Source organism: Christiangramia sediminis, from assembly GCF_020552705.1.
Lineage (GTDB): Bacteria > Bacteroidota > Bacteroidia > Flavobacteriales > Flavobacteriaceae > Christiangramia > Christiangramia sediminis.
Genome location: NZ_JAJBZG010000001.1, coordinates 179,439 through 206,068, shown reverse-complemented (window position 1 = coordinate 206,068; position 26,630 = coordinate 179,439). Strand labels below are relative to the sequence as shown.

General features: G+C 37.2%; 26 protein-coding genes and 1 tRNA gene. 10 read left to right on the top strand and 17 right to left on the bottom strand.

Features of this window, described 5'->3' with window-relative positions:
- The first annotated feature begins 73 nt into the window (after positions 1 to 73).
- From LGQ90_RS00975 to LGQ90_RS00950, 6 genes are all read left to right on the top strand, one after another.
- Positions 74 to 1,699 (top strand): isocitrate lyase, encoded by a 1,626-nt coding sequence (locus LGQ90_RS00975; protein ID WP_229337214.1) that lies wholly within the window; start codon positions 74 to 76, stop codon positions 1,697 to 1,699.
- 99 nt (positions 1,700 to 1,798) lie between these two features.
- Entirely contained in the window at positions 1,799 to 2,971 is a 1,173-nt protein-coding gene (locus tag LGQ90_RS00970) for a pyridoxal-phosphate-dependent aminotransferase family protein (protein WP_229337212.1), read from the top strand.
- Between the two features lie 98 nt (positions 2,972 to 3,069).
- A complete protein-coding gene (locus LGQ90_RS00965) occupies positions 3,070 to 3,435 on the top strand; it encodes a DUF2200 domain-containing protein (protein ID WP_229337210.1) in 366 nt (121 codons plus the stop codon).
- A 255-nt stretch (positions 3,436 to 3,690) separates the two neighbouring features.
- Complete coding sequence (locus LGQ90_RS00960) at positions 3,691 to 4,884, top strand: GAF domain-containing sensor histidine kinase (protein WP_229337208.1); 1,194 nt, start codon at positions 3,691 to 3,693, stop codon at positions 4,882 to 4,884.
- A gap of 177 nt (positions 4,885 to 5,061) precedes the next feature.
- Entirely contained in the window at positions 5,062 to 5,754 is a 693-nt protein-coding gene (locus tag LGQ90_RS00955) for a CPBP family intramembrane glutamic endopeptidase (protein WP_229337206.1), read from the top strand.
- A 45-nt stretch (positions 5,755 to 5,799) separates the two neighbouring features.
- Positions 5,800 to 6,765, top strand: a complete 966-nt coding sequence (locus tag LGQ90_RS00950) for a proline iminopeptidase-family hydrolase (protein ID WP_229337204.1) — start codon at positions 5,800 to 5,802, stop codon at positions 6,763 to 6,765.
- A gap of 52 nt (positions 6,766 to 6,817) precedes the next feature.
- On the opposite strand, the gene LGQ90_RS00945 is transcribed toward LGQ90_RS00950, so the two are convergent.
- The 3 genes from LGQ90_RS00945 to katG all read right to left on the bottom strand — a co-directional run bounded on the left by LGQ90_RS00945 (position 6,818) and on the right by katG (position 11,341).
- Positions 6,818 to 7,333 carry a DUF4494 domain-containing protein gene (locus LGQ90_RS00945; protein ID WP_229337201.1) on the bottom strand — a complete coding sequence of 172 codons (516 nt, stop codon included), beginning with the start codon at positions 7,331 to 7,333 and terminating at the stop codon, positions 6,818 to 6,820.
- Positions 7,334 to 7,474: 141 nt separating this feature from the next.
- On the bottom strand, positions 7,475 to 8,947 hold the full coding sequence (locus LGQ90_RS00940; protein ID WP_229337199.1) for an aminopeptidase P N-terminal domain-containing protein: 1,473 nt from the start codon (positions 8,945 to 8,947) through the stop codon (positions 7,475 to 7,477).
- 141 nt (positions 8,948 to 9,088) lie between these two features.
- Positions 9,089 to 11,341: a catalase/peroxidase HPI gene (gene katG, locus LGQ90_RS00935; protein ID WP_229337197.1), complete on the bottom strand. Its 2,253-nt coding sequence runs from the start codon at positions 11,339 to 11,341 to the stop codon at positions 9,089 to 9,091.
- Positions 11,342 to 11,705: 364 nt separating this feature from the next.
- On the opposite strand from katG, the gene LGQ90_RS00930 reads away from it, so the two are divergent.
- Positions 11,706 to 12,077: a bleomycin resistance protein gene (locus LGQ90_RS00930; RefSeq protein WP_229337195.1), complete on the top strand. Its 372-nt coding sequence runs from the start codon at positions 11,706 to 11,708 to the stop codon at positions 12,075 to 12,077.
- A 109-nt stretch (positions 12,078 to 12,186) separates the two neighbouring features.
- Here LGQ90_RS00930 and LGQ90_RS00925 read toward each other — a convergent pair whose 3' ends face one another.
- Positions 12,187 to 12,696 (bottom strand): hypothetical protein, encoded by a 510-nt coding sequence (locus LGQ90_RS00925; RefSeq protein ID WP_229337193.1) that lies wholly within the window; start codon positions 12,694 to 12,696, stop codon positions 12,187 to 12,189.
- 104 nt (positions 12,697 to 12,800) lie between these two features.
- Entirely contained in the window at positions 12,801 to 12,965 is a 165-nt protein-coding gene (locus tag LGQ90_RS00920) for a hypothetical protein (RefSeq protein ID WP_229337192.1), read from the bottom strand.
- Between the two features lie 324 nt (positions 12,966 to 13,289).
- On the opposite strand from LGQ90_RS00920, the gene LGQ90_RS00915 reads away from it, so the two are divergent.
- Entirely contained in the window at positions 13,290 to 13,754 is a 465-nt protein-coding gene (locus LGQ90_RS00915) for a hypothetical protein (protein WP_229337190.1), read from the top strand.
- Between the two features lie 94 nt (positions 13,755 to 13,848).
- On the opposite strand, the gene LGQ90_RS00910 is transcribed toward LGQ90_RS00915, so the two are convergent.
- The 4 genes from LGQ90_RS00910 to LGQ90_RS00895 all read right to left on the bottom strand — a co-directional run bounded on the left by LGQ90_RS00910 (position 13,849) and on the right by LGQ90_RS00895 (position 17,106).
- Positions 13,849 to 13,922 (bottom strand) — tRNA-Pro (locus LGQ90_RS00910).
- Between the two features lie 57 nt (positions 13,923 to 13,979).
- Entirely contained in the window at positions 13,980 to 14,825 is an 846-nt protein-coding gene (locus tag LGQ90_RS00905; RefSeq protein ID WP_229337188.1) for an aldo/keto reductase, read from the bottom strand.
- A 49-nt stretch (positions 14,826 to 14,874) separates the two neighbouring features.
- Positions 14,875 to 15,783, bottom strand: coding sequence for an alpha/beta fold hydrolase (locus LGQ90_RS00900; protein WP_229337186.1), 909 nt, complete (start codon positions 15,781 to 15,783; stop codon positions 14,875 to 14,877).
- A 9-nt stretch (positions 15,784 to 15,792) separates the two neighbouring features.
- Positions 15,793 to 17,106 carry a YybH family protein gene (locus LGQ90_RS00895; protein WP_229337184.1) on the bottom strand — a complete coding sequence of 438 codons (1,314 nt, stop codon included), beginning with the start codon at positions 17,104 to 17,106 and terminating at the stop codon, positions 15,793 to 15,795.
- A 117-nt stretch (positions 17,107 to 17,223) separates the two neighbouring features.
- Between LGQ90_RS00895 and LGQ90_RS00890 the strand changes: the two genes are divergently transcribed.
- Positions 17,224 to 18,468, top strand: a complete 1,245-nt coding sequence (locus LGQ90_RS00890; RefSeq protein WP_229337181.1) for a YaiO family outer membrane beta-barrel protein — start codon at positions 17,224 to 17,226, stop codon at positions 18,466 to 18,468.
- Here the strand turns inward: LGQ90_RS00890 and LGQ90_RS00885 are convergent.
- The 5 genes from LGQ90_RS00885 to LGQ90_RS00865 all read right to left on the bottom strand — a co-directional run bounded on the left by LGQ90_RS00885 (position 18,465) and on the right by LGQ90_RS00865 (position 22,187).
- Complete coding sequence (locus tag LGQ90_RS00885) at positions 18,465 to 19,916, bottom strand: glycosyltransferase family 2 protein (RefSeq protein WP_229337180.1); 1,452 nt, start codon at positions 19,914 to 19,916, stop codon at positions 18,465 to 18,467. The two genes, LGQ90_RS00890 and LGQ90_RS00885, sit on opposite strands and share 4 nt — an antisense overlap.
- Positions 19,906 to 20,958, bottom strand: a complete 1,053-nt coding sequence (locus LGQ90_RS00880) for a hypothetical protein (protein ID WP_229337178.1) — start codon at positions 20,956 to 20,958, stop codon at positions 19,906 to 19,908. The genes LGQ90_RS00885 and LGQ90_RS00880 overlap by 11 nt, the downstream gene beginning before the upstream one ends.
- The gene (locus LGQ90_RS00875) at positions 20,959 to 21,312 is read right to left on the bottom strand and encodes a DNA-binding transcriptional response regulator (protein WP_229337176.1); all 354 of its coding nucleotides are present in this window, start codon (positions 21,310 to 21,312) and stop codon (positions 20,959 to 20,961) included. It abuts the gene before it with no gap.
- Between the two features lie 276 nt (positions 21,313 to 21,588).
- The gene (locus LGQ90_RS00870; RefSeq protein WP_229337174.1) at positions 21,589 to 21,783 is read right to left on the bottom strand and encodes a helix-turn-helix transcriptional regulator; all 195 of its coding nucleotides are present in this window, start codon (positions 21,781 to 21,783) and stop codon (positions 21,589 to 21,591) included.
- Complete coding sequence (locus LGQ90_RS00865) at positions 21,780 to 22,187, bottom strand: hypothetical protein (RefSeq protein ID WP_229337172.1); 408 nt, start codon at positions 22,185 to 22,187, stop codon at positions 21,780 to 21,782. The genes LGQ90_RS00870 and LGQ90_RS00865 overlap by 4 nt, the downstream gene beginning before the upstream one ends.
- A gap of 255 nt (positions 22,188 to 22,442) precedes the next feature.
- Here LGQ90_RS00865 and LGQ90_RS00860 point away from each other — a divergent pair, with 255 nt between their 5' ends.
- On the top strand, positions 22,443 to 24,461 hold the full coding sequence (locus tag LGQ90_RS00860; RefSeq protein WP_229337170.1) for a hypothetical protein: 2,019 nt from the start codon (positions 22,443 to 22,445) through the stop codon (positions 24,459 to 24,461).
- Positions 24,462 to 24,554: 93 nt separating this feature from the next.
- On the opposite strand, the gene LGQ90_RS00855 is transcribed toward LGQ90_RS00860, so the two are convergent.
- From LGQ90_RS00855 to LGQ90_RS00845, 3 genes are read right to left on the bottom strand one after another with little or no spacing between them, the layout of a single operon-like run.
- Positions 24,555 to 25,259, bottom strand: a complete 705-nt coding sequence (locus tag LGQ90_RS00855) for a TVP38/TMEM64 family protein (RefSeq protein ID WP_229337168.1) — start codon at positions 25,257 to 25,259, stop codon at positions 24,555 to 24,557.
- Positions 25,259 to 26,110, bottom strand: a complete 852-nt coding sequence (locus LGQ90_RS00850) for an SdiA-regulated domain-containing protein (protein WP_229337166.1) — start codon at positions 26,108 to 26,110, stop codon at positions 25,259 to 25,261. The genes LGQ90_RS00855 and LGQ90_RS00850 overlap by 1 nt, the downstream gene beginning before the upstream one ends.
- A 17-nt stretch (positions 26,111 to 26,127) precedes the next feature.
- Positions 26,128 to 26,574: a PepSY-like domain-containing protein gene (locus tag LGQ90_RS00845; protein ID WP_229337164.1), complete on the bottom strand. Its 447-nt coding sequence runs from the start codon at positions 26,572 to 26,574 to the stop codon at positions 26,128 to 26,130.
- Between the last annotated feature and the right edge of the window lie 56 nt (positions 26,575 to 26,630).

Below are 26,630 nucleotides of genomic sequence, written 5' to 3'. Positions count from 1 at the left end.
TCGCAACTACTGCCATAGATTGCGAGACCAAATTATCAAACTTTAGAAAAACTTAATAATCAAACACAAAATTATGAAAAATTTATCGCAACCTAATTATCAATCTGCCCTGGATATGGTTAGAAACCTTAAACAGAAACACGGGGAAAGCTGGAACTCTGTAAATCCTGAAAATGCCGCCAGGATGATCACCCAGAATCGTTTTAGAACAGGGTTGGATATTGCGAAATATACGGCAGGCATCATGAGAAAAGATATGGCCGAGTATGACCAGGATCCATCTCTTTATACCCAATCTCTTGGTAGCTGGCATGGTTTCGTGGCTCAACAGAACATGATCGCCGTTAAGAAACATCATAAAACAACCAATAGGAAATATCTCTACCTGTCCGGTTGGATGGTAGCTGCGTTACGTTCAGAATTTGGACCCCTACCCGATCAATCCATGCATGAAAAAACAGCGGTTCCGGCATTGATAAAGGAAATTTATACTTTCCTGCGCCAGGCAGACGCTGTGGAGCTGAACGACCTTTTCAAAAGACTGGAAAAAGGAGAAGATGTTCAGGATCAAATCGACAATTTCGAGACGCATGTAGTTCCGATCATTGCAGATATCGACGCCGGTTTCGGAAACGAAGAGGCTACCTACCTTCTCGCTAAAGAAATGATCGAAGCAGGTGCCTGCGCGATCCAGGTAGAAAACCAGGTTTCAGATGCAAAGCAATGCGGGCATCAGGATGGTAAGGTTACTGTACCTCATGAAGATTTTATCGCCAAGCTTAATGCCGTTAGGTACGCCTTTTTAGAATTAGGAGTTGAAGATGGAGTTATCGTTGCCAGAACAGATTCTGAAGGTGCCGGTTTAACTCAAAAATTACCAGTAAGTAAAGAGCCGGGTGACCTGGCTTCAAAATATTTAGCGTTTGTAGAAGCTGAAAATATCAATATCAAGGATGCCAAAGAAGACGATGTACTTCTTAAAAGAGACGGTAACCTGGTTCGCCCGGTAAGATTACCAAATGGGCTTTACAAATTTAAGGATGGGTCTAATATAGACCGTGTGGTGTTAGACTGTATTACCAGCCTGCGAAACGGGGCAGATCTTTTATGGATAGAAACTCCTACACCAAATGTGAAGCAAATCGCGCATATGGTTAACCGCGTAAAAGAGGTGGTTCCTAATGCGAAACTTGTTTATAATAATTCCCCATCTTTTAACTGGACCCTGAACTTCAGAAACCAAGCTTATGAAGAAATGCTTGCTGAAGGGGAAAATATGACGGCATACGACAGGAATAACCTGATGGATGCAGAATATGATGGTTCAGAATTATGTCACCGTGCAGATGAAAAGATCAAGAGTTTTCAGAAGGATGCAGCGAGAGAAGCTGGAGTATTCCACCACCTCATCACCCTTCCTACATATCATACTACTGCGTTACATATGAATGATCTTACCAAAGGTTATTTTTCTGAAGATGGAATGCTGGCTTATGTAGAAGGGGTACAGAGACAGGAAATTCGTAAAGGAGTTTCTTGTGTAAGACACCAACGCATGGCGGGTTCAGATCTTGGAGATGACCATAAAAGCTTCTTTGCCGGAGAAAAAGCACTAAAAGCTGGCGGGGAGAAAAACACCAGTAATCAGTTTACAGAAAAGAAGCAGACTGCGAAACGAGAACTGGTAATGGATAAATAATTCTAAAAGCTCAATGTGATGATTTTCGCATTGAGCTTTTCTTACCTATTAAAAATTTCTTCTTCAACTTATTCAGTTATTAAATCAAAAAATTGAAACATGAAAAATAATAAATTGCTTATGATCCCTGGACCAATTGAATTTGAACCGGAGGTATTGCGTGCCATGAGCTTAAAAACTTCAAGTCATGTAGCTCCAGATTTTATTGAAATATTTGGTAATAGTCTTGAACTTATGAGGACTATCTGGAAATCACCTACAGGTCAACCTTTTATCGTTACAGGTACCGGAACACTAGCTATGGATATGGCCGCCGCAAATCTTATAGAACAGGATGATAAAGTTTTAGTGATCTCTACAGGATATTTCGGAAAAAGATTTAATGATATCATGGATAGATATGGCGCAAAAACAACCATACTGGAAGCTCCTGTTGGCGAAATTGTAAGCTTGAAAACCATAGAAAATGAACTTCAAAACAAACAATACAAGGCATTGACAATTACGCATGTTGATACTTCTACAGGAGTACGTGTGGATCCAAAACCGATTGCGAAATTAGCCCAGAAATATAATTGCCTGAGTATCCTTGATGGAGTTTGTTCAGTTGCTGGGGAAGAGATCAGGCAGGATGAATGGGGACTGGATATGGTATTGACCGGATCTCAGAAAGCGATTGGCGTACCGCCAGGACTTGCTCTTTTAATGGCATCTGAAAAAGCCATGCAAACCTGGAAAAACAGGAAAACTCCCGTTGGAAGTTACTATGCAGACTGGAGTAACTGGTTTACCATCATGAAAGCCTATGAAGAAAGAAGACCCTCGTATTTTGGAACTCCGCCGGTAAATTTAATCGTCGCCCTGGAAACCAGCCTGAAGATCATTCTTAAGGAAGGAATGGACATGAGAGTCGAAAGGCATTGTAAACTGGCAGAAGCATTCCGAACAGGATTAGCCAAAATGGGTTTGAAGTTCCTCCCCGATTCTGCTGCAAATTCAGCCAATACTCTAACCGCGGCATATTATCCTGATGGTATCGATGGCTCTGCCCTACTTTCAAAATTATCACATAAAGATGTGGTGGTGGCAGGTGGCTTGCTTTCTGAATTAAAAACTTCTTATTTCAGAGTTGGTCATATGGGCTCTGTTTCTCCAAATGATCTCATAGCAGTACTAGGAGCATTAGAACGTACACTTTTAGAATTAGGACATGATATAGAGGCTGGTAAAAGTATAGCTGCTTTTCAACATGAACTTTTAAGATCTAATTGATTTTGAGACCGCAATGGAGGCATAAAATATGATGAGTTAATATTATTTTACAATAGGAGTTTTCGGTAAAATATTTAATTTACATGAAAATATAAGCCATGAAGACTACAAGGGATAAGAATGAACGTATTGCAAATTTGAAATTTGCTTCTGTATATCCACATTATATTACAAAAATAGAGAAGAAAGGTAGAACTGTGGAGGAGCTGCAGCAGGTGATAGAGTGGCTAACTGGTTTTGATAAAAATACAATTCAGAAACTAATCGACGAGAATGTTACATTTCAAAGCTTTTTTCAGAAGGCTAATTTAAACCCAAATGCTCATTTAATTAAAGGAGTCATTTGCGGATATCGCATAGAAGAAATTGAAAATACTTTAACAAAAAAAGTAAGGTACCTGGATAAGTTAGTTGATGAATTGGCGAAAGGCAGAAAGATGGAAAAGATATTACGTGAAGCATGAAATGGACAAAAGCTCTTTTAAGAGATTTTTATTATTCATGAATTGAAACAACTTAAGGGATGAATTATCTCACTTCATATACCAAACCGTTACGAAGTAATTCTATGAACCGTCCTTATTCTTTATTTTATTTCACGAATCCAATTTCATTAAAAATTGTCATTCCTCCTATTCTTAGGGATTTTAACAAGCCTACTCCCGGAATTATTTAGTACATTTTTTATATTTACCACTTTTCCACGTTATTGCTGATAAATGAATCCTAATTTAGATTTCCATATACAAAAGGATGTAGAGAAGATACTTAGTATTGAATCTATTCCTACCATGCTAAATGTCATCTGTCAAAGCACAGGAATGAAATTTGCTGCAGTTGCTCGTGTTACAGATAAACATTGGGTAACCTGCGTATCTCAGGATGAAATAAATTTTGGTTTAAAACCTGGCGATGAATTAGAACTTGAAACAACTATTTGTAATGAAATAAGACAACATCATGAACCTGTAGTAATAGACCATGTATCCAAAAATGTTGATTATTGTGAACATCATACTCCAGCCAAATATGGTTTCGAAAGCTATATTTCTTTTCCTATCTACAAAAAAAATGGTGATTTTTTCGGAACACTTTGCGCTATAGATCCGCAGCCTGCGAAGCTGGACAATCCGCATATAAGACAATTATTCCAGCTTTATACAGAATTGATCTCTTTTCATATAGAGGCAGTAGAAGAACTAAAGGATATAAATGAAGAATTATTAGAAGCAAAAAAAGTAGGAAAACTTAGAGATACTTTTGTCGCAATTCTGGGACATGACCTTAGGAATCCCCTGGGAACTACAAGAATGTGTTCTGATATTCTCATGCAGATGGATCTGCCTGAATTTGCCAGAAAACAGGTAGGTACTATTAAGAGTACTTCATTGAGAATGCAGGAGTTAATAGACAACTTACTTGATTTTGCTAAAGGAGAACTTGGGGAGGGAATTCAACTGAATTTAATTTCAGATAATGCGCAGCTGAAAAGTGAAATATCTCAAATTATCAAAGAAGTTGAAACTACCGATACTCAGCATCAAATCACCTTGAGTTTTGCTTTGAAGAATGCCATTAAATGTGACATTAATAGAATCGGGCAGATGTTTTCAAATTTATTAAGCAATGCAGTGAAACATGGTTATGAGAAAAAGCCAATATTCGTGAATGTGAAAAATGAAAATGATAAATTTTGCTTAGAGGTTCATAATTCTTCTGATGATATTCCTTCAAAGATGATGAAAGATCTTTTTAAACCGTTTATCACTTCTCATTCTGAAAACAATAAAGATGGCTTAGGGTTGGGATTATATATTGCTTCTCAAATTGCCAAAGCTCATAATGGTGACCTAAAAGTTTCTTCCAGTAATAATAAAACAAGCTTTAGGTTTGAAATGCCAATAAATTCATAGAAAAACCAGAGACACACTTAAAACTGGGAAATAATATTACTTTCTGATGATTTTGCCAGCACCTGAAACCTTTAAAAATTAGAAGATAGAATCGAAAGTTTTTCTTAGATCTCCAATTAAGAACTTTAATACTGAATAGTGTATTTTAGTTGATGATCTAAAATTAATGCTTCACTAATGATAGGAATTTTAGTTGTAATCGCTCTGTCCTGGGTACTACTTTATGTCCTGGAAAGAAAAAATATCCTTGCATTAGGGATCCTCCCGGTTTTAAAAAGAATCAAACAGTTTCTTTTTGGATTCCTTATCACCTGCGTTTTATGTATTTGTGTTGAAATTTTGGAATCTATCTTAAGGTCTTCTGAATGGTTCTTAAATAAAAGCATTTCCGGAGTTACAATTCTAAATATGTTCTTCTGGGACCTGAGATCAGTTATATTTGAAGAATTGATCTTTCGCGGAGCACTACTCTATATTCTCATAAAAAGAATAGGCCCTTCCAAAGCCATTTTGATCTCTGCGGTATCCTTTGGGATCTATCACTGGTTTTCTTATGGTATTATTGGGAATATACTACCAATGATCGTAGTCTTAATGGGAACAGGTTTAATGGGCTATGCATGGGCATTGGCCTTTCACAAGACAAATTCTATTGCTATGCCAGTTGGATTACATTTAGGCTGGAATTTCACATTTAATACGGTTTTCTCTAAAGGTCCACTGGGAGATGGTATCTTTCTGTTGAAAAGTGAAATTTTATTACCGGATTGGTTCTCGTTGATCGGATTATTAATCGTACCCCTTATCGTCCTATTGATCGTAAAATACACACTTCCGAATTCAGAAATTGAAGTTGTAAAAATCAGCTGATTCTAAAGGAATATTTATCTTGGCTGAAATAAGTAAATTCAATATATGAACTCCAGTTTCAGAAATATTAGCTCCATAATGTTCGCAGCATTTTTTATTGTTATTCTAACCGGCTGCGATAATAAACAGAAAATAGAAGAAGGTGACGGTTATGTGGAAGTTACCGGAGGTAAAGTATGGTATAACATAAAAGGAACCGGAGATCATACACCGGTATTGCTATTGCATGGCGGTCCCGGCTCTTCAAGCTTTGGTTTTGAGCCTTATAAAAAACTTGGTAAAGACCGGCCGATCATATTTTATGATCAATTAGGAAGTGGAAGGTCAGACAGGATTACCGACACCACGCTGATGACTGTGGAAAGATATGTTGAAGAAGTAGAAAAATTAAGACAGGAACTGGATCTGGAAAAAGTTTATTTACATGGCCAATCCTGGGGCACGGCTTTGGGCCTAGAATATTATTTGAAATATCCTGAACATGTGGAAGGAATTATTTTCAGCAGTCCTTATTTCAGCACCAAAAAATGGATCCAGGATGCCAACGAACTGGTAAAAACCTTACCAGATTCCATTCAAACGATCATTAGAACGAACGAGAAAAATAAAACTTTCAGCAATCAGGAATACCAGGATGCCGTGGCTTTATTTTACAGTAAATTTTTAAGACGTAAAGAGCGGCCTCAGGCAAAAAAAGATTCCGCGAGTAAATATTTTGGAACGAATGTATATGAGTATATGTGGGGACCCAGTGAATTTACGGCTACAGGAACACTGCTTAATTATGACAGGATCAACAAACTTTCAGAAGTAGATGTCCCGGTCCTTTTTATTACCGGGGAATATGATGAAGCAAGACCCGAAACGGTTAAATATTATCAAAGTCTGGTTCCTGATGCGGAATATGCAGAAATAAGCAACTCAGGACATGCCACCTTAAATGACAATCCTGAAGAAGCTCTTTCTGCTATTCAAAAATTTCTAAATAATACCGATAAGCAGAAGAAATGATCAATCCAGTTTCCGGCAAAAAATTTATTCTGAAATATAAATTGAACCAGGACTAAACTGCTTCACTTTCTTCAGGAATCTGCTCTTCTGTCGTTTCATTATCCAATTGGTGAACCGCATTCTCTTCCTCCTCGTCGCCCGTAAAATATGGGAAGACATCCAGAATTGGTGATTCCGTGATCGCAGGAATTGTATAATCTCCGGTAGTTCCCTGCATGGCCTGCTCCGTATTTTCATAGGCCTCTTTTACGTCGTTTGCCTGTACAAGCATATAAAGATTAGATTTTCGCTCCTTACCACTCTCATCATCATAGCTAATCAGGGAAACTTTAGATTTAAACCAACGATCTGAATTTTCAAAAGGATGTACTTCAGAAAGATTCGCAACTTTTATACTGTTGATCTTAAACTCTTCGCTAGTGTAAGCCGCCATTTCTTCAGTGATCCGGGATTCAGCTTCGGTATAAGAAACAGCATCTAATAAATAGGTTTCCGTCGTTACCTTGCTTTCTCCGGTTTCATGGGTCTTTCTATATTTCACTTTGCATTCATACCAAATAACGCTCATATCTTTTATTTTTTTTGAGGGTGCCAAATATAGATTTTAAAAAAGCCCATGAAAGCGAACCCGCAAATAGATATTCACAATTTTAATTTTGGATATTATGAGTGTTTTATTCTAGTTGAAAATGTGACTTTTAGCAGATACTTAATTTAATTTTGGCAATTCAAATTCATCAAAAACAGAAGGTTTTTTCATCATGGCCTCGATCTCTTCAGCTTTTCGTGGAGCTTCTGCGGAAAGGTTTACCGGACCATTTTCTGTAATAAGAATATCGTCCTCTATTCTAACCGCGATTCCCCACCACTTTTCATCACAATTACTGCCTTCTGGAATATAAATTCCCGGTTCCACAGTGATAACCATATTTGGTTCGTAACTGCCCCTGGTATTTAAATCATGAACATCCAGCCCTATATGATGTGAAGTTCCATGAGGGAAATACATATGCTGGGTATCTGGAGATGCAATTATTCCTAATTCATAAAGTTCTTGATTAATGATCTCCTGGCCGGCCTTGTGAGTATCAGATGAATTGTTTCCAACTATTGCCGCTGCAATGCCTGCTTCCTGGGCTTTATAAACCAGGTCATAGATCGCTCTTTGCTCTGGGTTATATTTTCCATTCGCAGGGATCGTTCTAGTAACATCTGCAGTATAGCCGTGGTATTCCGCTCCCAGGTCCATTAAAACCAGGTCCTGATCCAGTTTAGTCTTATTATTTTCAATATAATGTAAAACACAGCCATTATTTCCGGCGCCTACTATAGAGGGATAACCTTCATATTCACTACCATATTTCTTGTAGACGTATTCATGTAATCCCTGTACCTCAGCTTCAGACATTCCCGGGTGCATCGCTTTCATCACTTCTACCTGTCCCATAGCTGAAATTCGTACAGCTTTTTTCAAAAGTTTCATCTCTTCAGGAGTTTTTATTTGTCTTAGTTCCCCCATATAGGTTCGAAGACTTTTCGTATCAATATTAACCGTTTGCTTCGGACTTACCTCCTGATTGACTTCCACTCCAAGTGATCCATCACTAGCATTTTGAATTTCTTTAATATTTACCTGGTTTTTAAAAGTCTGGATCAGGCTGGCAAGATCTGCCGGATCCCTGGAATCACGATAATCATTAAAAAAAGGCTTGTGTAAAACACTGTCAAATTCAGAAAAGTTTATCTCATTATTTAAAAATTCCTTTCCGTTAAAGACTGTATTAAATCCGAGATCATTTTTAGCTCCATCTACTCCCAGACGATAGCCGGTCCACATTTCTGCTCTCGGGTCTTTCTCCTGAACATATAGAACCTCATCATAATTTTTCCCATTTTCAGCAGGCTGTGCTTCTGAAAATATTACCAGAACTGCATTAGGCTCCTTATAGCCGGTGAGATAATAAAAGTCTGGATCCTGATGATAAATATAATCCACATCATTAGCCCTGTTCCTAACAGGGTTTGCAAAAAAGACCGCCACAGAATTAGAGGGCATTTTAGCGCGCAAAGCTTCTCTTCTTCCTTTATGAAATTCTGAAGACAAATAATCTTCCGGGGTGCCCTCCTGGGCGACGATAGAAAGACTGCATATTAAAAAACTGATGATAAATATATTTTTCATAGGGATGATTTTAGACTGCAAAATAATGATTTCTAGTATTAAATTCTTGATAATCGCTCACTGATGTTCAAGCCAGTATATTTCAAAAGTAAAAGGGTGGCTATGAAGCCACCCTTTTTGAATATATATAATTAATAGTATCTATTTCAAGTCGAATCTGTCCAAATTCATCACTTTATCCCAGGCCTTGACAAAGTCTTTTACAAATTTGGCTTCCACATCATCGGTTCCATAAACTTCAGCAAGAGCTCTAAGTTCGGAATTAGACCCAAAAATAAGATCTGCTCTTGTACCAGTCCACTTAACCTCACCTGTTTTACGGTCACTTCCTTCAAATTCCTTTTCAGAATCTGAGATTGCCTTCCAGGTAAGATTCATATCCAGGATATTCTTGAAGAAATCATTGGTAAGCTTCCCGGGTTGATCTGTGAAAATTCCTTTGTTGGATCCTTCATAATTAATTCCCATTGCTCTCATCCCTCCAACGAGTACGGTCATTTCTGGAGCAGTTAAAGTTAATAACTGCGCACGGTCTACCAGTAATTCTTCGGCCGAAGCAGATATATGGTCTCTATTTCTAAAATAGTTCCTGAAACCATCTGCATTAGGCTCTAATGGTTCAAAGGCCTCTACATCGGTTTGTTCCTGCGTAGCATCACCTCTTCCGGGTGAGAAAGGTACCGTGATCTCATGACCGGCATCTTTTGCGGCCTTTTCAACCCCTGCACAACCTGCCAGAACAATAAGATCTGCAATAGAAACCTTTTTGTTTCCAGACTGCGAGGAATTAAAATCCTGCTGAATGTCTTCCAGGGTTTCGATCACTTTTCCCAGTTGCTTAGGATTATTTACTTCCCATCCATTCTGAGGCGCTAAACGTATCCTGGCTCCATTGGCTCCCCCACGTTTATCTGATCCTCTGTATGTGGATGCTGAGCCCCAGGCAGTAGATACAAGTTCGGAAACACTTAGCCCGGAATTCAAGATTCTATCTTTTAAAGATGAAATATCGCTGTCATTTATCAATTCATGCTCAACCTTAGGAATACGATCCTGCCACAATAATTCTTCCTGTGGCACCTCAGGTCCTAAGTAACGTTCTATAGGTCCCATATCACGATGCGTAAGTTTGAACCAGGCACGCGAATAGGCATCTGCAAACTCCTCAGGATTTTCATAGAAATGCCTGGAGATCTTCTTATATTCGGGATCCATTTTTAAAGAAATATCTGTGGTCAACATGAATGGTGCATGTTTTTTACTGGGATCATGAGCATCTGGTACCGTACCTGCTCCTGCATTGTTCTTTGGTTGCCATTGATAAGCACCACCAGGCCCTTTAATACATTCCCAGTCATATTTAAAGAGGTTGTCCAGATACTTATTGCTCCATTGAGTTGGCGTATCTGTCCAGGCTCCTTCAATTCCACTGGTAATAGTATCTGCTCCTTTTCCGGAATTTAAACTATTTTTCCATCCCATTCCCATTTCTGCAATTTCTGCTGCAGCAGGTTCAGCACCTACATATTTCTCGGCATCCCCGGCTCCATGAGTCTTTCCGAAGGTATGTCCTCCTGCAATAAGAGCTACAGTTTCATAATCGTTCATCGCCATACGCCCAAAAGTTTCACGTATATAAGTGGCTGCTTCTACCGGGTCTGGATTGCCATTATGCCCTTCTGGATTCACATAGATTAGCCCCATATGTGCCGCTCCTAACGGATTTTCTAATTCTTCTCCTGCATAGCGCTTATCATTGTTGAGCCATTCAGTCTCAGCTCCCCAGTAAACATCTTCTTCTGGTTCCCAAACGTCCTTTCTTCCACCAGCAAATCCAAACATTTTAAGTCCCATTGATTCATGAGCGCAATTCCCGGCAAGAATAATTAGATCTGCCCAGGATAATTTCTTTCCATATTTTTTTTTGATAGGCCACAGTAATAGTCTCGCCTTATCCAGATTGGCATTATCTGGCCAGCTGTTGAGAGGAGCAAATCGCTGCTGACCGGAACCTGCACCTCCTCTACCATCCCCTATTCTATAGGTTCCTGCACTATGCCAGGCCATACGTATAAAGAATGGACCATAGTGGCCATAATCTGCAGGCCACCAATCCTGAGAATCTTTCATTAGATCATAGAGATCCTGTTTTACCGCATTAAGATCAAGACTCTTGAATTCATCTTCATAATTAAAATCTTCACCCATTGGGTCGGTTAATGAAGAGTTTTGACGAAGAATGCTAAGGTTTAATTGATTTGGCCACCAATCACGATTTGAAGTTCCTTTACCGGCGGTATAATTTAAAGCTCCGCCCATAAAAGGGCATTTGCTGGATTCATTTACTTCCCAGACCTTATGATTGTCTTTACTACCTGAGCTATTATTTCCCATTTTTCTTAAAAGTTTTATTCGTTAAAAATTCGGTTAGAGCCCTAATTTACAAAATTCATCTCTATAATTTTTATCTATAATTTTTATGTTATAATAGATTTTACGCATGGTGTATAATTTCGAGATTTCCATTTCCTCATAATACTTGTTGATTTTCAAAAAATGTAGGTCTTAAAATATGCAATCCTTCGAGTATCAGATAACACAAAAAAGGCTTATACAATTTTCTATTGGTTGATTATCAGTTTTTTATATATCTTTAATTAAATAGAATTTGGATAGATAGCTATTTCAATATCAAAAATGATATAGAGTCTACTCTAGATCCTCCGCATAATATTCACCAACTTATTTAAAAATAAACATGGCAACTTCAGAAAACTTCTCTCACTCCGCTGTAATATTTCCGGTAAGAAATCTGGCAGAATCAATAGAATTTTATACTAAAAAGCTTGGGTTTGAAAAAACTTTTGAATGGGGAGAGCCAATGTACTATGCCATAGTGAAACGAGGCGGGGTTGCAATTCATCTCACAAAGAGAGCTGATGGCGGAATACCTTCAAAATATCACCGCGCCCTGTATATATTCGTAAATGATATAGACGGGATTCATAAAGCTTTTAAAGAACAGAATGTAAAAATTGTGAATGGTCTTGAAGATAAGGATTATAAAATGAGAGATTTTGATATTGAAGACCCAGATGGATTTATAATTACTTTTGGAAAAGGAATATAATGCTAAATTCACGTAGTGTTAATCGTCTCTACCCTATTTTAATTATAAGTTCTAGTAGAAATTGTTTAAATAAAAAGGTTCGTAGTTTGACTACGAACCCTTTCCAGTTTTATCTTATAATTTTAGCCAACTGGGCGAGATAGACATATTTCATATCCCTGGTCTTAATACCGTCTTCAACATTCTTAGCCATAGCTGGGGACATCTCTCCACCACTATTTCTTGATTTGATATACTGATCCCAGTTATTAAACATATTTACCGTAAGATGGGACGCATAAGTATCAGTCCCCTGCGGAAGAAGAACCTTAATCAATTGCCAGTCACCTTTAACGCCATTTTTGATCATTTCCTGGTGCCAGGGCTTAAAAGTTTCAGATTCAACTTTCTCATAAGCAGAATCATTACCATCTGTAGATTTCATTAAATCTATAGTAGCGACCATTCCCTGTTTCATTTCATAACTATTATTTGCCTGATCAACTACTTTAAGAAAGAGTCTTACTGCCAGATCCCGAGATCCTCCTGCAAGATTTAGCCTGTTATCCAGCTCTTCATCGCTTAGATCTGGATAGGCCATTTTAGCACTTTCAAGTATCCTTTCTCCGGCCCGCATCATCTTACTTTCACTGTCAAAAACCGTAACAGTTAAATATTGATATCCCTGATCTTCTCCTCCTGGTAGTAATTGCCATAGGTCCCAACCAACAATATCTCCACTATTTACCTTTCCTGATGAATTTTTTCCCAGAATTCTTCTGTTTCATAATAGAATTGCTCCTGGTCATTATCCACTTTCATAAATTCAAATATCAGGTAGGTTTCATTTTGGGCATAACTAAAGCTTCCAATTAGCAGGATAAGCAACAAACAGATTGAACGTTTCATAATTTTCTGGTTTTTAGTTTATATACATAAATATACCAATTAATGTCCAATTAACTGATTATCAGTTTTATAAAAGATGGTATGATGCCAGGAAAGTCAATTTTAATAAAATATTCACCTATAAATTTTTGAAAGATTACTCACCATTATCAGCTAATTAATGCTACTTATTTAGTAAATTGAATGTTTTATTAAACAGACCTCCCGGTCTTACGAAGAGCCTGCTGGTAAAAGATTTATTAAATTCTACATCTATACCAGATTCCAAAAAGTAAGTTTTATTAAAGACAATCATCAAGATACTGATATATACAAACCTAAATCATGAATACCCGACAATCAAATAATTACGGTTGGGAGAAGCCAGAGTTGATGCACCAAAATCTTATTATGTGGCATTCCCGACTAAGTTTTATAATCAAAGAGCTGGATTTTTTAAACAGTCTCCTTAATGAGCATGTTTTTTCTATTCTGGAATCTAATCTTGTAATAGAAACGGAAAGTTTAATAGAGAAACTTAATCTACTTAAGACAGAAGTTTCTAACCTTCTTCATCAAGTAAATGAACAGAAGAATGAACTGCAAATCTTATTTAAAGACGCTAAACAAGGTGACGGAGAATGGGATTGCAAACATCATCATCGTAAGATTATGATCAAAGTTCATGAATTTGACAGCAATTATCAGGCTATTAAAAAGAATATCTTCTCAGTGGTAAAAAGAGCGATCCGGCATAAAAAACAATTGAAAATTGACTCCAATTCAGGTAGCCAAATAGGTAACTCCTGAATCTGATAAAGCAAGTTTTATGAGTTCATAAAAATAAAAATCCCTGATCTTTATAAGATTAGGGATTTTTTGATGTCCGTTGACACCTTAATTGTCGGGATGACAGGATTTGAACCTGCGACCCCACGCCCCCCAGGCGTATACGCTACCAGACTGCGCCACATCCCGATTAGTGCTGCAAATTAAAATGCTTTATTCCAATTTTCAAAGAAAGTTTAAGATTAATTATTTTTGAAAGTATTCCATAAAATGATCTGGATGAGCTCCTGTTCTGGTTTCATTTTCCAGAGAGTCAATTTCAACCAGATCTTCCGTAGTCAGCGCAAAGTCAAAAATCTCTGCATTTTCGATAATTCTGCTTTTATGCACACTTTTCGGAATACTGGCTACACCCTTCTGTAGATCCCATCTTAATATTATTTGCGCGACAGATTTCTGATATTTTTCAGCGATCGCCTTTACTTTCGTATTATCAAGTATTTCCCCACGCATTAAAGGCGACCAAGCCTGATATTGAATTTCATTTTGCGTGCAATAATCTAAGAGTTCCTGCTGTATGAGTCTTGGATGAAATTCATTCTGCAGAAGCATTGGTTGCACTCCGCCTAATTTTTTAATACTTTCAAGGTGATGCTGCAGGCAATTACTCACTCCTATTGCTTTTATTTTTCCTTCAGCATACAAATCCTGCATCACTTTCCAACTTTCCAGGTACTTTCCCGGTACCGGCCAGTGAATTAAATATAAATCCAGGTATTCCAGCCCCAGTTTATCGAGACTATCCTCCAAAGCTTTTCTTGTTTTATCCGGGCCCTGATCATCAATCCATAATTTGGAAGTAACAAAAATATCTTCCCGGTCAATATTTAATTTCTTTATAGCTTCCCCTACTCCTTCTTCATTCTTATAAAAGGCTGCAGTATCAATTAACCTATAACCTGCATCCAGGGCATAATGTATCGAATTGATCACTTCCTCCCCGTCCTCAGCTTTATATACGCCAAGACCCAGATAAGGCATTTCTACTCCATTTGAAAGCCTTGTCGTTCCTTTTAAATCTGTAATTTTCATCTATAATTTCAATTAAGCATACCTATAGCTACAAGATAGAATTATCAGCTTAATTGACGAATGAAGAATTCCTTTTTAGAAAAGATTTAACCTCTTTTAGATAGATATCAGGTCGCTCCAGCCAACCATAATGCCCGCATTCTGGCATAATGACTAATTTTGAATTTGGAAATATCTCATGTGCTTTTTCTGCCAGGCTTACCGGGGCAGCTTCATCTGCACCATTGAGGATCAATACCGGCTTTTCAAAAGAACGCATCTCTGCAGACATATCGAAACGAATTCGTTGCAGATCGTTCCATACCCAGGAATTAAGCATCATATTTCCCTGAGTAAACCGGTCAGCAATTTTTGGAACCAGACTTTTATCATATAAATAGGCCGCTGAAAGAAATTCAGCTCTTTTTAATGCTGTTTTATATGAGTCATCTCCCTCTCTAATTTTAATGGAATAATAGGCAAGAGAATCTCTTTCCATGTCTGAAAGCCTGGAAGTCGTGGAAGGTCCGTTTAAAATATCCAGGTCTAACCCACCAGAATGTGACTGGATCATAGCAGTTATTTTTTCAGGATATTTCGCGGCATAGGCGTAAGCAAGCATCCCGCCGAAAGAATGCCCCAGGACAATCCACTGCTCATAACCCAGTTCCTCGCGTAATTTTTCAATATCCTCTACCATAAGATCCATACTGATACTCGAAGAATTAAGCTCATTTAGTTCTGACTTTCCGGTTCCTCTTTGATCATAGATGATAGTAGTATTATTTTCTGAAAGCATTTCGGCTAAAGGAGCGAAACCCTTACTATTCATTCCCGGTCCTCCATTTATTATCAGAACAGGATAACCGTTTCCAAATTTTTTATAAGCAATTTTATCTTCTGAAATTTCAAATTCCTGGTAATCCTGCGCATTAATGGAAAGGCTGAAAACAGTAAATATTAAAACTAAATATTTCATTTCTTTTATTTATCTGGGTGAGTAATGATCGAGCATAATTTTCCAACCCTGGTCTGTTTTCTTCCAAAGCAAGGAAAATATAACTTTCGATTCTGAAATTTCTTCATTATCATTTTTCCAACTTATGATAGAAAAACCCCGCTGCAAAGCATAATCGCCATCCAGTTCCTTAATTTCAATATTTGAAAGCCGCCATTTAAATCCACCTCCAAACCTGGACCAGTATTCACGAAGATTTTCCCTGCCTATAACCTCTGTATTGTTCCCCAGCATCACTCCGTCTTCTGAATAAAATTCTGAAATATCCTCGTAATCCCCACGATCAAAAGTAGCCTCCATTTGTCTATTTACGGCAAGTATCTCTGTGGTCACAGAATTATTATTCTCTCCATTTTCTGTTCCGTCAGCTAACCATAATAAAATATTTCGTACGAACTGAACATTATTAGGAGCTGTAGCAGAATTAAATCCCACTTTAAAAGTATTTCCATTCTGGGTAATGGTCTGGGCTGTAAACATTGCAGCCTCCCCAAAGATTGCAAGTTTTCCTTTCCCGTAGTTCATAAGTGCTCCCTGATGGCTATTTGAAAGATCTGAAGTTTGAGTACTGTCATTAAACTGCCAGGCTATTTCAGGCTGAAGACATTTGTCTACATCCTTAAAACTCATTACCGGGATCGCCGCTTCAGGTATTTTAAAAGAGGATCCGGTAAATGAAGTTAGTTTTGAAATAACTTCACCATAAGTTCCATCTGTAACCGGGCTCTTAGGAAGTCGGCCATTGGCCTGAGAAAAAACGTCGTTTCGATTCTCCTTTTCCGCTAGCTGAGCAAAACCATCACAATAATTGAAACCGAAGCTTTGAGCCAAATCCTTAGCTGCTCCTGCAAAGGGCATATGATCAGCTATGAGGAGGAGATTTCCGCCATTTTCTACCCAGATGCGGATCTTTTCTTTTTCAGCTTCTTCAAAAGCTGGATAAATTGGTCTTTTCCAGTTACCCATATTTTTTTTGTTGATCGGGTTTACGATAACCAGCATATCAGCTTCCGTAAGCCTGGAGTAAGAATCAAAATTTTTAACCATATATCCATCTGCTTCTGCAAGTCCTGCAAAAGGACTGAATCCTGTATTTAACTGATGTAGATTATTATGAATTTTATCAATAAAGATGACGGGGGCATTTTCAGCAGTAAAATTTGGGGAATCAAATCTAGAAACAAAGGTTGTATCAGGCTGTTGCTGTGAAAAGGAAGAAAAAACGCTAAAAATTACCAGATAGAGTAAAAGTGATTTTCGATAGATTAATTGTTTGATGAACATATTTTAAGAAATTGATGAAACTAAAAATATGGAAATTTTCTGATTTCAATCTACACAAATGTGTGAAATCGAGCATTATCCTTATATTCACACCGATTTATGCCCTAATCAATAACTATGAATCGAATATTCCTATGCTGTTGTCTGGTCCTTTTCTCTATTGGTATTCAGGCTCAAAAAATTAACGAACAAAATACAGATAGTCTTTATTTTAAAGGTCTGGAATTATATCAAAATCAGCAATTCAAAAGATCTCTTGAATATGCTGATAAAGGGCTTTTGTTAGCGCCGGAATATCATGATATAAGAATTCTTAGAGTCCGTAATTTCTGGGCGTTGGAAATGCTCGACAATGCAAGCTCTGACCTTCAATTTTTACTGGAAAAGGCTCCTGAATATCCAGGAGTGAGAGAACTTGTGATCAGGCAGGCTAAGCTTCTTAAAGATCCCGAATCTGCTTTGAGTTTTCTAAGTAAACTGGAAGAACGGGACACTTTATCTGCAAATCTAAAGATTTTAAAGGCAGAGTTATTGCTTCAGAATAAAGATAAAGCTGCTTCGCGTAAAATCGCTTTGGAACTTTTTAATAATTCTGAACTGGATAAAAACAAAAGATATACCCTCCAGAATATTTTAAAAAGAACTATTAGTAATGAAATTGGAGTAAATTATCAATATATTCATTTCAGTGACGATTATAACCGGGATAACTGGCAAACAATTAGTCCGGAGTTTCTGCATTATTTTAATCGAACTGCCGTGATCGCCAGAGTAAATTACACCGATAGAGGATTTGATCAGGGAACACTTTACGAACTGGAGTCTTACCCGGTTTTCAGCGATCGTGTCTATGCATTTCTTAATCTGGGGATTTCAGACGGAAATCTATATCCGGATCTAAGGACCAGCGCCTCAATATTCGTAAATATCTTCGAAATATTTGAATTAGAAACGGGGGCGAGATTATTACATTTTTCTAATGAGGATTATTTTTCAGGAATCATTGGTCTCACCATGTATACAGGGAAATTCTATCTAAATTCCCGGGTCTTTCTGGGTCCAGAAATAAACGATCAACTAACTCAAAATTATCAGTTCAATCTTCGATATTATCTAAATAATACAGACAATTTTTTATTTCTACGCCTGGGAACAGGAATCTCTCCAGATGAAAGTACCATCTTCACCCAGGTACAGGAAAATCCAGCGTTAGAAGCTTATTACTCTAACCTGGGAATAAATTTCACCATTGGACCTCGTCACATCTTTCAGGTGGGCGCAGGATATCTTTTTGAAGAAGTCACTTCAAACCGGGATGGCAATCAAATTATTGGAAATATAGGTTATAGATTCAGGTTTTAAGTATCAGAAACCTTAAAACCTTTTCTAGTCATTGTACCCCACCCGGATTTAATTCCGAAGATCTTTTTATAGTATCCCTTCATTTGGCCATAAACCAGGATTGGATGGTAAAGAAATGGCTCGAGATAAGCTGCTAGCAATAACTCTATAATTTGTTTAGGCTTATCATAATGATTAAAATTCTTTACATACATAAAGATTGCTGCAGTGGAAAATACACAACCTACGATGTAAGCAGCTGTAAATAATAGAATCGCCATAGACCAGTTTATCATCCCGAAAAAGGCGAAGGCTATAATACAGATGAGTCCAAAAAATTCGATGATAGGTGCTCCAAATTCGAAAAATAACCAATATGGATAATAAAGTATACCCATATACCGGTACTTTGGATTAAGGAATAATTTTTTATGGATCTTTAATGTTTCCCAAAGACCTCTCGCCCAGCGATCTCTTTGTTTTATTAGAATATTATAGTCTGGTGGGCCCTCAGTCCAGCAAAGTGTTTCAGGTAAATAAACAACCTTGTAAGGAATCTTTTTTTCTTCCATTAAACGTCTAAGTCTAATACATAATTCAAGATCTTCCCCTACAGTTTTTGCATCAAATCCATTTACTTCAACCACACGCTTGCGGGGATACATCCCAAATGCTCCGGAAACCAACATCAGCCCGTTTATTTCACTCCAGGCCATACGGCCTAGTAGAAAAGCACGTATATATTCTACAACCTGAACCATAGGCACAAGGTTAGTGGGTAGTCTTAGTTCCTGTAATACCCCGTTTCTTACCACTGAATCATTAGCAATTCCAATGCCTCCACCACAAGCGATAATTTCTTTATTATATTCTTCTAAATAAGGGCGAACCATTTTTAGAAGCGCATCCTGCTCAATAATACAATCTGCATCGGTACACACCACCAGTTCAGAGGTTGCAAAATTGATTCCCGCATTTAGGGCATCTGCACGACCTCCATTATTCTTATCTAAAACGGTAAGATGAGTAAACTTGGATAAGGTGCTTTTATAAATATGATTTACAGTAGCTGTAGGTATAGGCTGAGTAATGAAAGTCGCATCCTTACGCTCCAGTTTAAATTCCTTAATCAGTTTTTCCAGAGAATCATCCTTGCTCCCATCATTTACCAGAATTAGCTCGTAGTAGGGATACTGAATTGAAAGTAAACTTTTTACATTTTCAATGATAGTCAAACCCTCGTTATAGGCCGGTGCTATTACAGAGACTGATGGAATATCGGTAGCACTCACAATGTCGTTTACCTGTAAAAACCGAGCTTTTTTCTTATTCCTTTTAATTGCTCTGCTAGCCAGGATCACCCCGGTGAGATAAAAGCTCATGAGTATGATCCCGTAAGCAAAAAAAACATAATTAGCAGCGATGAAAACATACTCACTACTAAAAAATTTTGCAAGATCATTGAGCATTTAGTTCCTCTTTTTTGCTGTATTGTTGATAATAGAATTCCTGTACTTTCTCTTTATAACCGTTGTTCCAAAGAATTTCTGCCACATTAAGCTTTAGTTCTTCATTTGGACCATATAGTTGTTGTAAATAAAAATCTAGGTCAATATCAGAGTTTTCGAATATATAATTCAAAAGTTGAGCCTGCTGAGATGAGTCTGTGACTTTTTCATAGATCTGCTTAATAAAATTCATTCTCTCAGAGGAAACAGCAAAGGTTTGCAAACAATAAATTGCGGTTTCCCTTACTTCATAGTCCTCATGAATAAGATGTTCCAGAATAAAATCGGTTTCTGAATGTAACTGAAACTTCCTGATAATTCGCATCAAGAGCTTTTTTCCAAATAACTTATCTGTTTTATAGGCTCTATGCAAGAATTTTAATTCAGGTTTTGGGTAATGATCATATAATTTTTCTACAATTTTAATTTGTTGCCATAGGGTCATATTTCGCTTCAGGTAAGGCAAAAATCTCAAGGATTCCCAGCCCAGAAAGACTACCATTGCAATTTGCGCTTCTCTTCTTACAAATATATTTCGGTGGTTTCGAAACTTCACAACTTCATCCAAATATTGCGATTGATTCATTTCATATATTTCTCTTATGCCCCTGGCACGACGATACCAGTTCCAGCTGGAAATTTTGGAGAAAGAAGCATTATAGGGTGGAATCTGGGTATAAAGCTTTTTAATTTTGATATAATTTCCCCCTAAAATTGTTCTTTGCGTACGTATCATAAGACTTATAAGATACTGTATGTTATTTTTATTATGAGGCCTGATCCCAACCGATTTGAGTGTCTCATTTATTTCACTAATACTTAAAGGATTCAAAGGATCATTATACAAATAACGACTTACCACATCGGCAAAAGTATGCTCGATACGGGAAATTTGTTTTACTCGTATTTTTCGATAAATTACACTTACAGCTATCGAAATCCAGTAAATTACGAGGATTGATAAAACGAAGCCTATAAAGTACGATACGTTCGTTTCGTTCATTTAGTAGGCTTGTATGATATATTCAATTTCATCTAGATCTATGGGTACAGCATAAAAACCGGTAATCCCTCTTAGGGCGAAGATTTCCATTTTTATCTTATCCTGTCCCATATTGGTCACCACCAGTAAATTCTTGTGAGGAATAATTTCCTGAACCTGTGCAACAAATTCAAGGGGGGCTATCCCTTCAAACAAAATATCAGTTATAATAAAATCAAAATTGGTTTGCTGGTCTTCAATAGTTAAAGCATTTAAAGATCTAATAGCCTTGCATTCAAATTCATTTGTAATTACAAGTCTTTCAAGAATCTTTAAAATAATTATGTCTTCTTGAATTACCAGAACCTTTCGCATTCGAAATTATTTGTATTGAAATATACTAAATACATCTGAAAATCAATCAATTTAGACCTTTTACCCATTTTTATATTAAAAGATATCAATTTGAGTAAGAAAAACCTTTCGGTAAATTATAGTTCATGGATAATTCTATCTACTAATGTTTTACGCAAGAATACTATAATTGGATTTAATTTGTTGAAATTTTTTTCAACATTTATTAAAAAAATTTGGTCAGGCTGGATTTAAATCCTAATAACAAAAAAGCCGGAAGTAATATTCCGGCTTATTTTATTCCTCATCCTGAAAAATCTCTTCGATCTTTAGTTTGAAAAGTTTGGCGAATCTAAACGCCAGGGGTAAACTGGGATCGAACTTCCCTTTTTCTATTGCATTGATGGTTTGGCGGGAAACGCCGGTTTCATCTGCCAGTTGTGCCTGGGTCATATCATGTTCAGCCCTTAATACTTTGAGTCGGTTCTTCATTTATATCGCGCATTTCCAATTAATACTGCGGCCATATAACTTAACCCAATAAGAATAATTAGGTATGAGATTTCTGCATCCTGACTAATTACATTGGTAGTATCTAATAAAGCATAACTAATTCCCCCAACTAAAGCAATTCCCAGAGCTATACCCATAGCATCCATTTGGATTTTTCTTTGTAATTCGTCAAGCGACAGTAAATACTTGATGTTGGCTCGAATCATTCCTATTCCCAGAACAGTGGAAATTAAAATTGAAACCCCAGTAAGGACTTTGCTATCCCAAACATATTGAGATCCGAAAGTAACTACCGCGACACTGATGGTCCATAAGAATGTCCAAAGAGCAAGACCTCTGACGTTTTTCTTCTGTACTTCGCCATGATTTTCTTTTGCTTTCATAATTAACTCATTTGATTTGATGTAAAGTTTGTTTTACAAATATAAATGCTTTTTTTAATATGTCAAGTTTATTTTACAAAATGTAACTAAATCATGATATCAATTCTTGAAAAGGTTCATATTTTCTGAGTAGACACCCTCTTAATTTTCTTCAGTTTTGAAAAATCCTCTTTTAACACAAGTTTCGGTTTTCCTTCACATCTTCAATTCACTAACTCCCGTAAGTATGGGTATATAAACCAATTAAATAATATTATGAAAAAGTCATTTTTAAAAATTTATAAATTCGCGTTCGCATTTTCGATCGTAGCATTATTAGCATCATGCTCTGATGATGATAATTTTATGGAAACTGCGGATGATATGCCCGCAATGGCTACTTGTTCTGATGGAGTGATGAACGGAGATGAAACCGGAGTTGATTGTGGTGGTTCTTGTGAACCTTGCGAAGAGCAAGCTGGAAGACGTGCTCAACTGTTTGTAACTAATAACGAGAACGGAAACATTTCTCTTTATAGTGTTACTGGAGATTCACTGGTAACTTTTACAACTGATGCTACCGCAGCAGAAGGTATCTATTATGATGCTGCAAACGATATGGTAGTTCAGGCTTCAAGATCTGATATGCGTTTAGACGCTTATTCAGATATTAGCACCTTTACTACAGATACAGATGTAACTGCAGCTTACAGTAGCTCTGCAGATTTGGAAAGCCCTCGTGAATTGGCTGTTAACGGATCTACTTATGTGGTATCTGATAATGGTTCTAATAAGTTTTATGTTTATTCTAATAATGGTAGCGGTTTTTCTTTAATGAATACTGTAGAAGTACCATTCCCGGTTTGGGGAGTTACTTTTAAAGGTGAAGACCTGTATGCTGTGGTAGATTCAAGCAGTGACCTGGCAGTATTTTATGATTTTGAAGCAAATCTTGCTGATGGTATGATGATGCCGTCTAAAAGAGTAACTATTGAAGGTATTGTAAGAACTCACGGTCTTACTTATGATGGTACAGACGATGTCATGGTCTTAACTGATATTGGTGATGCTGCAAACGCGACTGATGATGGTGGTTTTCATGTGATTGATGATTTCTCAACAAAATTTGATGCATTATCTGATGGGGAATTATTGACTCTTGATATGCAAACCAGAGTTGCCGGAGCTTCAACCATGCTAGGTAATCCTATTGATGTAGCTTATGATTCTGAAGAGGATGCCGTTTATATTTCTGAAATTGGAAATGGAAAAGTTTTAGGATTTACCGGTTTTGGTGATGGTGGAGATATTGCTCCTTCATATACTATGGACCTTACTTCAGCTTCTTCGATTTATTTCTCAAGTGATGAAACAGACGGGAATACGGGGATGGCTTCTGCAAATAGAATGACCGAACTTTATGTGACCAATAATTCTGATGGAAATATAAGCGTTTATGATGCTTCCGGAGCACTAATAAAATCTGTGATGACAGACGCAAGCGCCGCTGAAGGTATTTATTATTCAGCTACGAACGATGCAGTTATCCAGGCTTCAAGATCTGGAATGATGCTTGAATATTATTCAGGTTTTTCAGGAACTATGGATGGTGGTTCTGCGACTGCCGATTTTACCAGTGATGCTGAACTAATGAGCCCTAGGGAAATTGCAGTTTTTGGAAATCATGTGGTAGTTTCAGATAATGACATGCATATGTTCTATGTCTATTCTTACGATGGGTCTTCATTTACTTTAGAAAATACGTTTAATCCAGGATTCAATGTTTGGGGGATCACTTTCAAAGGAGGAGACCTTATTGCGGTGGTAGATAACTCAAGTGATATCGCTGTATTCAATGATTTCCTTGATAATGATATGGACGGAATGATCACTGCGGATAAGAGAATTACCGTTGGTGGAATTGTTAGAACTCACGGAATCGATTATAGTGAAGCGGATGATGTATTAGTACTTACCGATATTGGTGATGCTGCTAATGCGAGTACAGATGGTGGATTCCAGGTAATCCAGGATTTCAGCACAAAGCTAGATGCTGTTTCTGATGGTGGTATGATCGCGCAAAGTGACCAGACCAGAGTTGCAGGTGCAGCAACATTATTAGGTAACCCTATTGATATTGCTTATGATAACAAAACTCAAACGGTATTTATTGCCGAAGTAGGAAACGGTAAAGTACTTGCATTTTCAGATGCTCTAAATCTTACAGGTAATGTTGCACCAGATCTGGAAAATGATCTTACAGCTGCATCTTCATTATACCTTTATAATAACTAGATTATTCTAATATTTAACCTGAAAAGCCCTGAGGATTTCCTCGGGGCTTTTTTATTTCTGAAAATTCATTATAAAAATATTCCTATAAGAATATCAATTCCTGATCTTTTTATCCCAGTAAATATAAGCCCCAAAAAGTACTAGACTCACTATGGAACCCCATAGTAAACCCGTTTTTAAACCTTGCGTACTCTTACCCAAAATGGCAATAAATATCGTTAATGGGGCTATCCCGGTGATAGTAGCAGTTATAAATTTTCTATAACTCATCTTCAGAATACCTGCTACAAAACTAATGGCATCATTAGAAAGAAACGGATTTAACCTGGTAATGAAAATTGCCCAGAAACCATAAGTTTCCAGAAAATCAGCTACCTTCTTTTCAGATTTATGGCCAATGATCTTCTCAACCATCCCGGGCCCAAAATATCTTCCTATAGAGTAACCTACTGTCGAGGCTGTAAAAACTGCTATCAACACAATGATACTTCCCCAAATGGGGCCATAAGCTAAAATACTTACCACCATCAAAGCTATAGTTGGGATCACAATGAGAAACATCTGGGCAACCATCGCCAGGATCAATAATAATGGGGCAATCCAGCCAAATCCCTTAAACCATTGCTGTATCTTTTGATTATCACCGCTCGTGAGGACGCTCCATGCTTCATCCATAAAATTTTGCGCAGAAGGAATAAAAAAATAGGCGACCACGATCAAAGCGACTATAATAAGAGAAAGATATAGGGGCAGTTTGCTTTGTTTGATATTCTTCTCTTCCAGAACAACGCTATCCATTACTTATCGGGATTTAAATGAATTTCCAGAATATTGGCATCATTCTTACCTGCCTCATTGGAAATAAACAATCTTCCCTCATCATCAAAACTTATCCCTTCCGGTTGTTCAAAATCATCTTCGTCCAGGCTGATTAATCGCAGTACTTTAAATGATGAATTTAGGATCAGTAACCTGGGGTTTTTCCCGTCTAAAACATAATACTCTCCAGTTTTCGGATTGATCTCAATTTCGGAAGGTCTAAACGAACCTTTATAATCCTTGAAAATACCTTTTTCGGTCTCCAGCTTAAAGGGGACGCTCTTATCAAAACTTTTGCTGGTAAGATCAAAACTATAAACATTCTTGACCCCATCTTCAACATCCTCCTCCTTGGTGATCATTAAAAGTTTACCAGATTCCTTAGCAAAACATAGCCCTTCAAAATTTACCGAGTGATCTATGTCCGGATCATATTTTATTATTTTGGGATTTTTTAAAAAATTTTTTATTTCAAAAAGAACACCATCACTTCTTAAGACATAAGCATCCTGATCTTTGATGGTCAAGGCTTCATAATCCCCACTTCCGGCAAAATTTATCTCCTTTTCAATTTCTTTTTTGTCCAGATCATAAATAAATATTGTCCCATCTTCATCCTGTACACTGGCCAGTTTATTAGGAGCATAATAATGAATCCCGGAAACTTCTTCCAGAACTTCAGGAAGATCCCACTTATTCTTGATGGTATATTCACGCTCAGCGTTAGCTTTGCTGGCGATACCTTTTTCAAATTTATTGCTGAAGGAAAAAGCGACGATCCCTGCCAAAACAAGGACGATCGCCACAATTCCCAGAATTTTCCTGGTCATCTTTTTCAAATTTTGGATTAATCCCATACCGGAATATCTGTAGCATTTTCACCAGAAGCGGTAAAAACTATATTTTTATCTCTCAGTGTTTCATCGATTTCTATCTGGTAGTATTCTTCGCCATTGATATTTAGAAGTTCAAAATCGTCATATTTTTTATCTGAAAATTCTGCTTCAAGAATAGCAACGACTGCTTTAGGAAGATCTGCCTGGGTAATATCTTTCTTATATTTTAAAAGTTTACCGTCACTATCCAGAAGTGCTTTATGCTCTACCTCTGCAATATCAAATTCCACTTCAAAATCATTTCCCTCCATTTCCCATTCAGAGTTCTCAGGATTATCAAATTCAGCTTTAAATGCATTTAACACAACCGATGGAATTTCCGCCTTGGTTACATTTTTCTGGGCACAGCCAGTGATAAAAAATACGGCGAATAGGCTCATAAAAACTAGTCTTCTCATAATTTCAATTTTTAATTTGAATCAAATATGAGACTGAAAACTGTAAAGAATCTGGA

Excerpts from the sequence above, each read along its gene's own strand:
- LGQ90_RS00845 (WP_229337164.1), bottom strand. The coding sequence starts at position 26,574 with ATGAGAAGACTAGTTTTTATGAGCCTATTCGCCGTATTTTTTATCACT.
- LGQ90_RS00915 (WP_229337190.1), top strand. The coding sequence starts at position 13,290 with ATGAATACCCGACAATCAAATAATTACGGTTGGGAGAAGCCAGAGTTG.
- LGQ90_RS00925 (WP_229337193.1), bottom strand. The coding sequence starts at position 12,696 with ATGATGCGGGCCGGAGAAAGGATACTTGAAAGTGCTAAAATGGCCTAT.
- LGQ90_RS00955 (WP_229337206.1), top strand. The coding sequence starts at position 5,062 with ATGATAGGAATTTTAGTTGTAATCGCTCTGTCCTGGGTACTACTTTAT.
- LGQ90_RS00940 (WP_229337199.1), bottom strand. The coding sequence starts at position 8,947 with ATGAAAAATATATTTATCATCAGTTTTTTAATATGCAGTCTTTCTATC.
- LGQ90_RS00900 (WP_229337186.1), bottom strand. The coding sequence starts at position 15,783 with ATGAAATATTTAGTTTTAATATTTACTGTTTTCAGCCTTTCCATTAAT.
- LGQ90_RS00870 (WP_229337174.1), bottom strand. The coding sequence starts at position 21,783 with ATGAAGAACCGACTCAAAGTATTAAGGGCTGAACATGATATGACCCAG.
- LGQ90_RS00945 (WP_229337201.1), bottom strand. The coding sequence starts at position 7,333 with ATGAGCGTTATTTGGTATGAATGCAAAGTGAAATATAGAAAGACCCAT.
- LGQ90_RS00965 (WP_229337210.1), top strand. The coding sequence starts at position 3,070 with ATGAAGACTACAAGGGATAAGAATGAACGTATTGCAAATTTGAAATTT.
- LGQ90_RS00960 (WP_229337208.1), top strand. The coding sequence starts at position 3,691 with ATGAATCCTAATTTAGATTTCCATATACAAAAGGATGTAGAGAAGATA.
- katG (WP_229337197.1), bottom strand. The coding sequence starts at position 11,341 with ATGGGAAATAATAGCTCAGGTAGTAAAGACAATCATAAGGTCTGGGAA.
- LGQ90_RS00875 (WP_229337176.1), bottom strand. The coding sequence starts at position 21,312 with ATGCGAAAGGTTCTGGTAATTCAAGAAGACATAATTATTTTAAAGATT.
- LGQ90_RS00920 (WP_229337192.1), bottom strand. The coding sequence starts at position 12,965 with ATGAAACGTTCAATCTGTTTGTTGCTTATCCTGCTAATTGGAAGCTTT.
- LGQ90_RS00885 (WP_229337180.1), bottom strand. The coding sequence starts at position 19,916 with ATGCTCAATGATCTTGCAAAATTTTTTAGTAGTGAGTATGTTTTCATC.
- LGQ90_RS00975 (WP_229337214.1), top strand. The coding sequence starts at position 74 with ATGAAAAATTTATCGCAACCTAATTATCAATCTGCCCTGGATATGGTT.
- LGQ90_RS00930 (WP_229337195.1), top strand. The coding sequence starts at position 11,706 with ATGGCAACTTCAGAAAACTTCTCTCACTCCGCTGTAATATTTCCGGTA.
- LGQ90_RS00855 (WP_229337168.1), bottom strand. The coding sequence starts at position 25,259 with ATGGATAGCGTTGTTCTGGAAGAGAAGAATATCAAACAAAGCAAACTG.
- LGQ90_RS00850 (WP_229337166.1), bottom strand. The coding sequence starts at position 26,110 with ATGACCAGGAAAATTCTGGGAATTGTGGCGATCGTCCTTGTTTTGGCA.
- LGQ90_RS00950 (WP_229337204.1), top strand. The coding sequence starts at position 5,800 with ATGAACTCCAGTTTCAGAAATATTAGCTCCATAATGTTCGCAGCATTT.
- LGQ90_RS00970 (WP_229337212.1), top strand. The coding sequence starts at position 1,799 with ATGAAAAATAATAAATTGCTTATGATCCCTGGACCAATTGAATTTGAA.
- LGQ90_RS00865 (WP_229337172.1), bottom strand. The coding sequence starts at position 22,187 with ATGAAAGCAAAAGAAAATCATGGCGAAGTACAGAAGAAAAACGTCAGA.
- LGQ90_RS00880 (WP_229337178.1), bottom strand. The coding sequence starts at position 20,958 with ATGAACGAAACGAACGTATCGTACTTTATAGGCTTCGTTTTATCAATC.
- LGQ90_RS00860 (WP_229337170.1), top strand. The coding sequence starts at position 22,443 with ATGAAAAAGTCATTTTTAAAAATTTATAAATTCGCGTTCGCATTTTCG.
- LGQ90_RS00895 (WP_229337184.1), bottom strand. The coding sequence starts at position 17,106 with ATGTTCATCAAACAATTAATCTATCGAAAATCACTTTTACTCTATCTG.
- LGQ90_RS00905 (WP_229337188.1), bottom strand. The coding sequence starts at position 14,825 with ATGAAAATTACAGATTTAAAAGGAACGACAAGGCTTTCAAATGGAGTA.
- LGQ90_RS00890 (WP_229337181.1), top strand. The coding sequence starts at position 17,224 with ATGAATCGAATATTCCTATGCTGTTGTCTGGTCCTTTTCTCTATTGGT.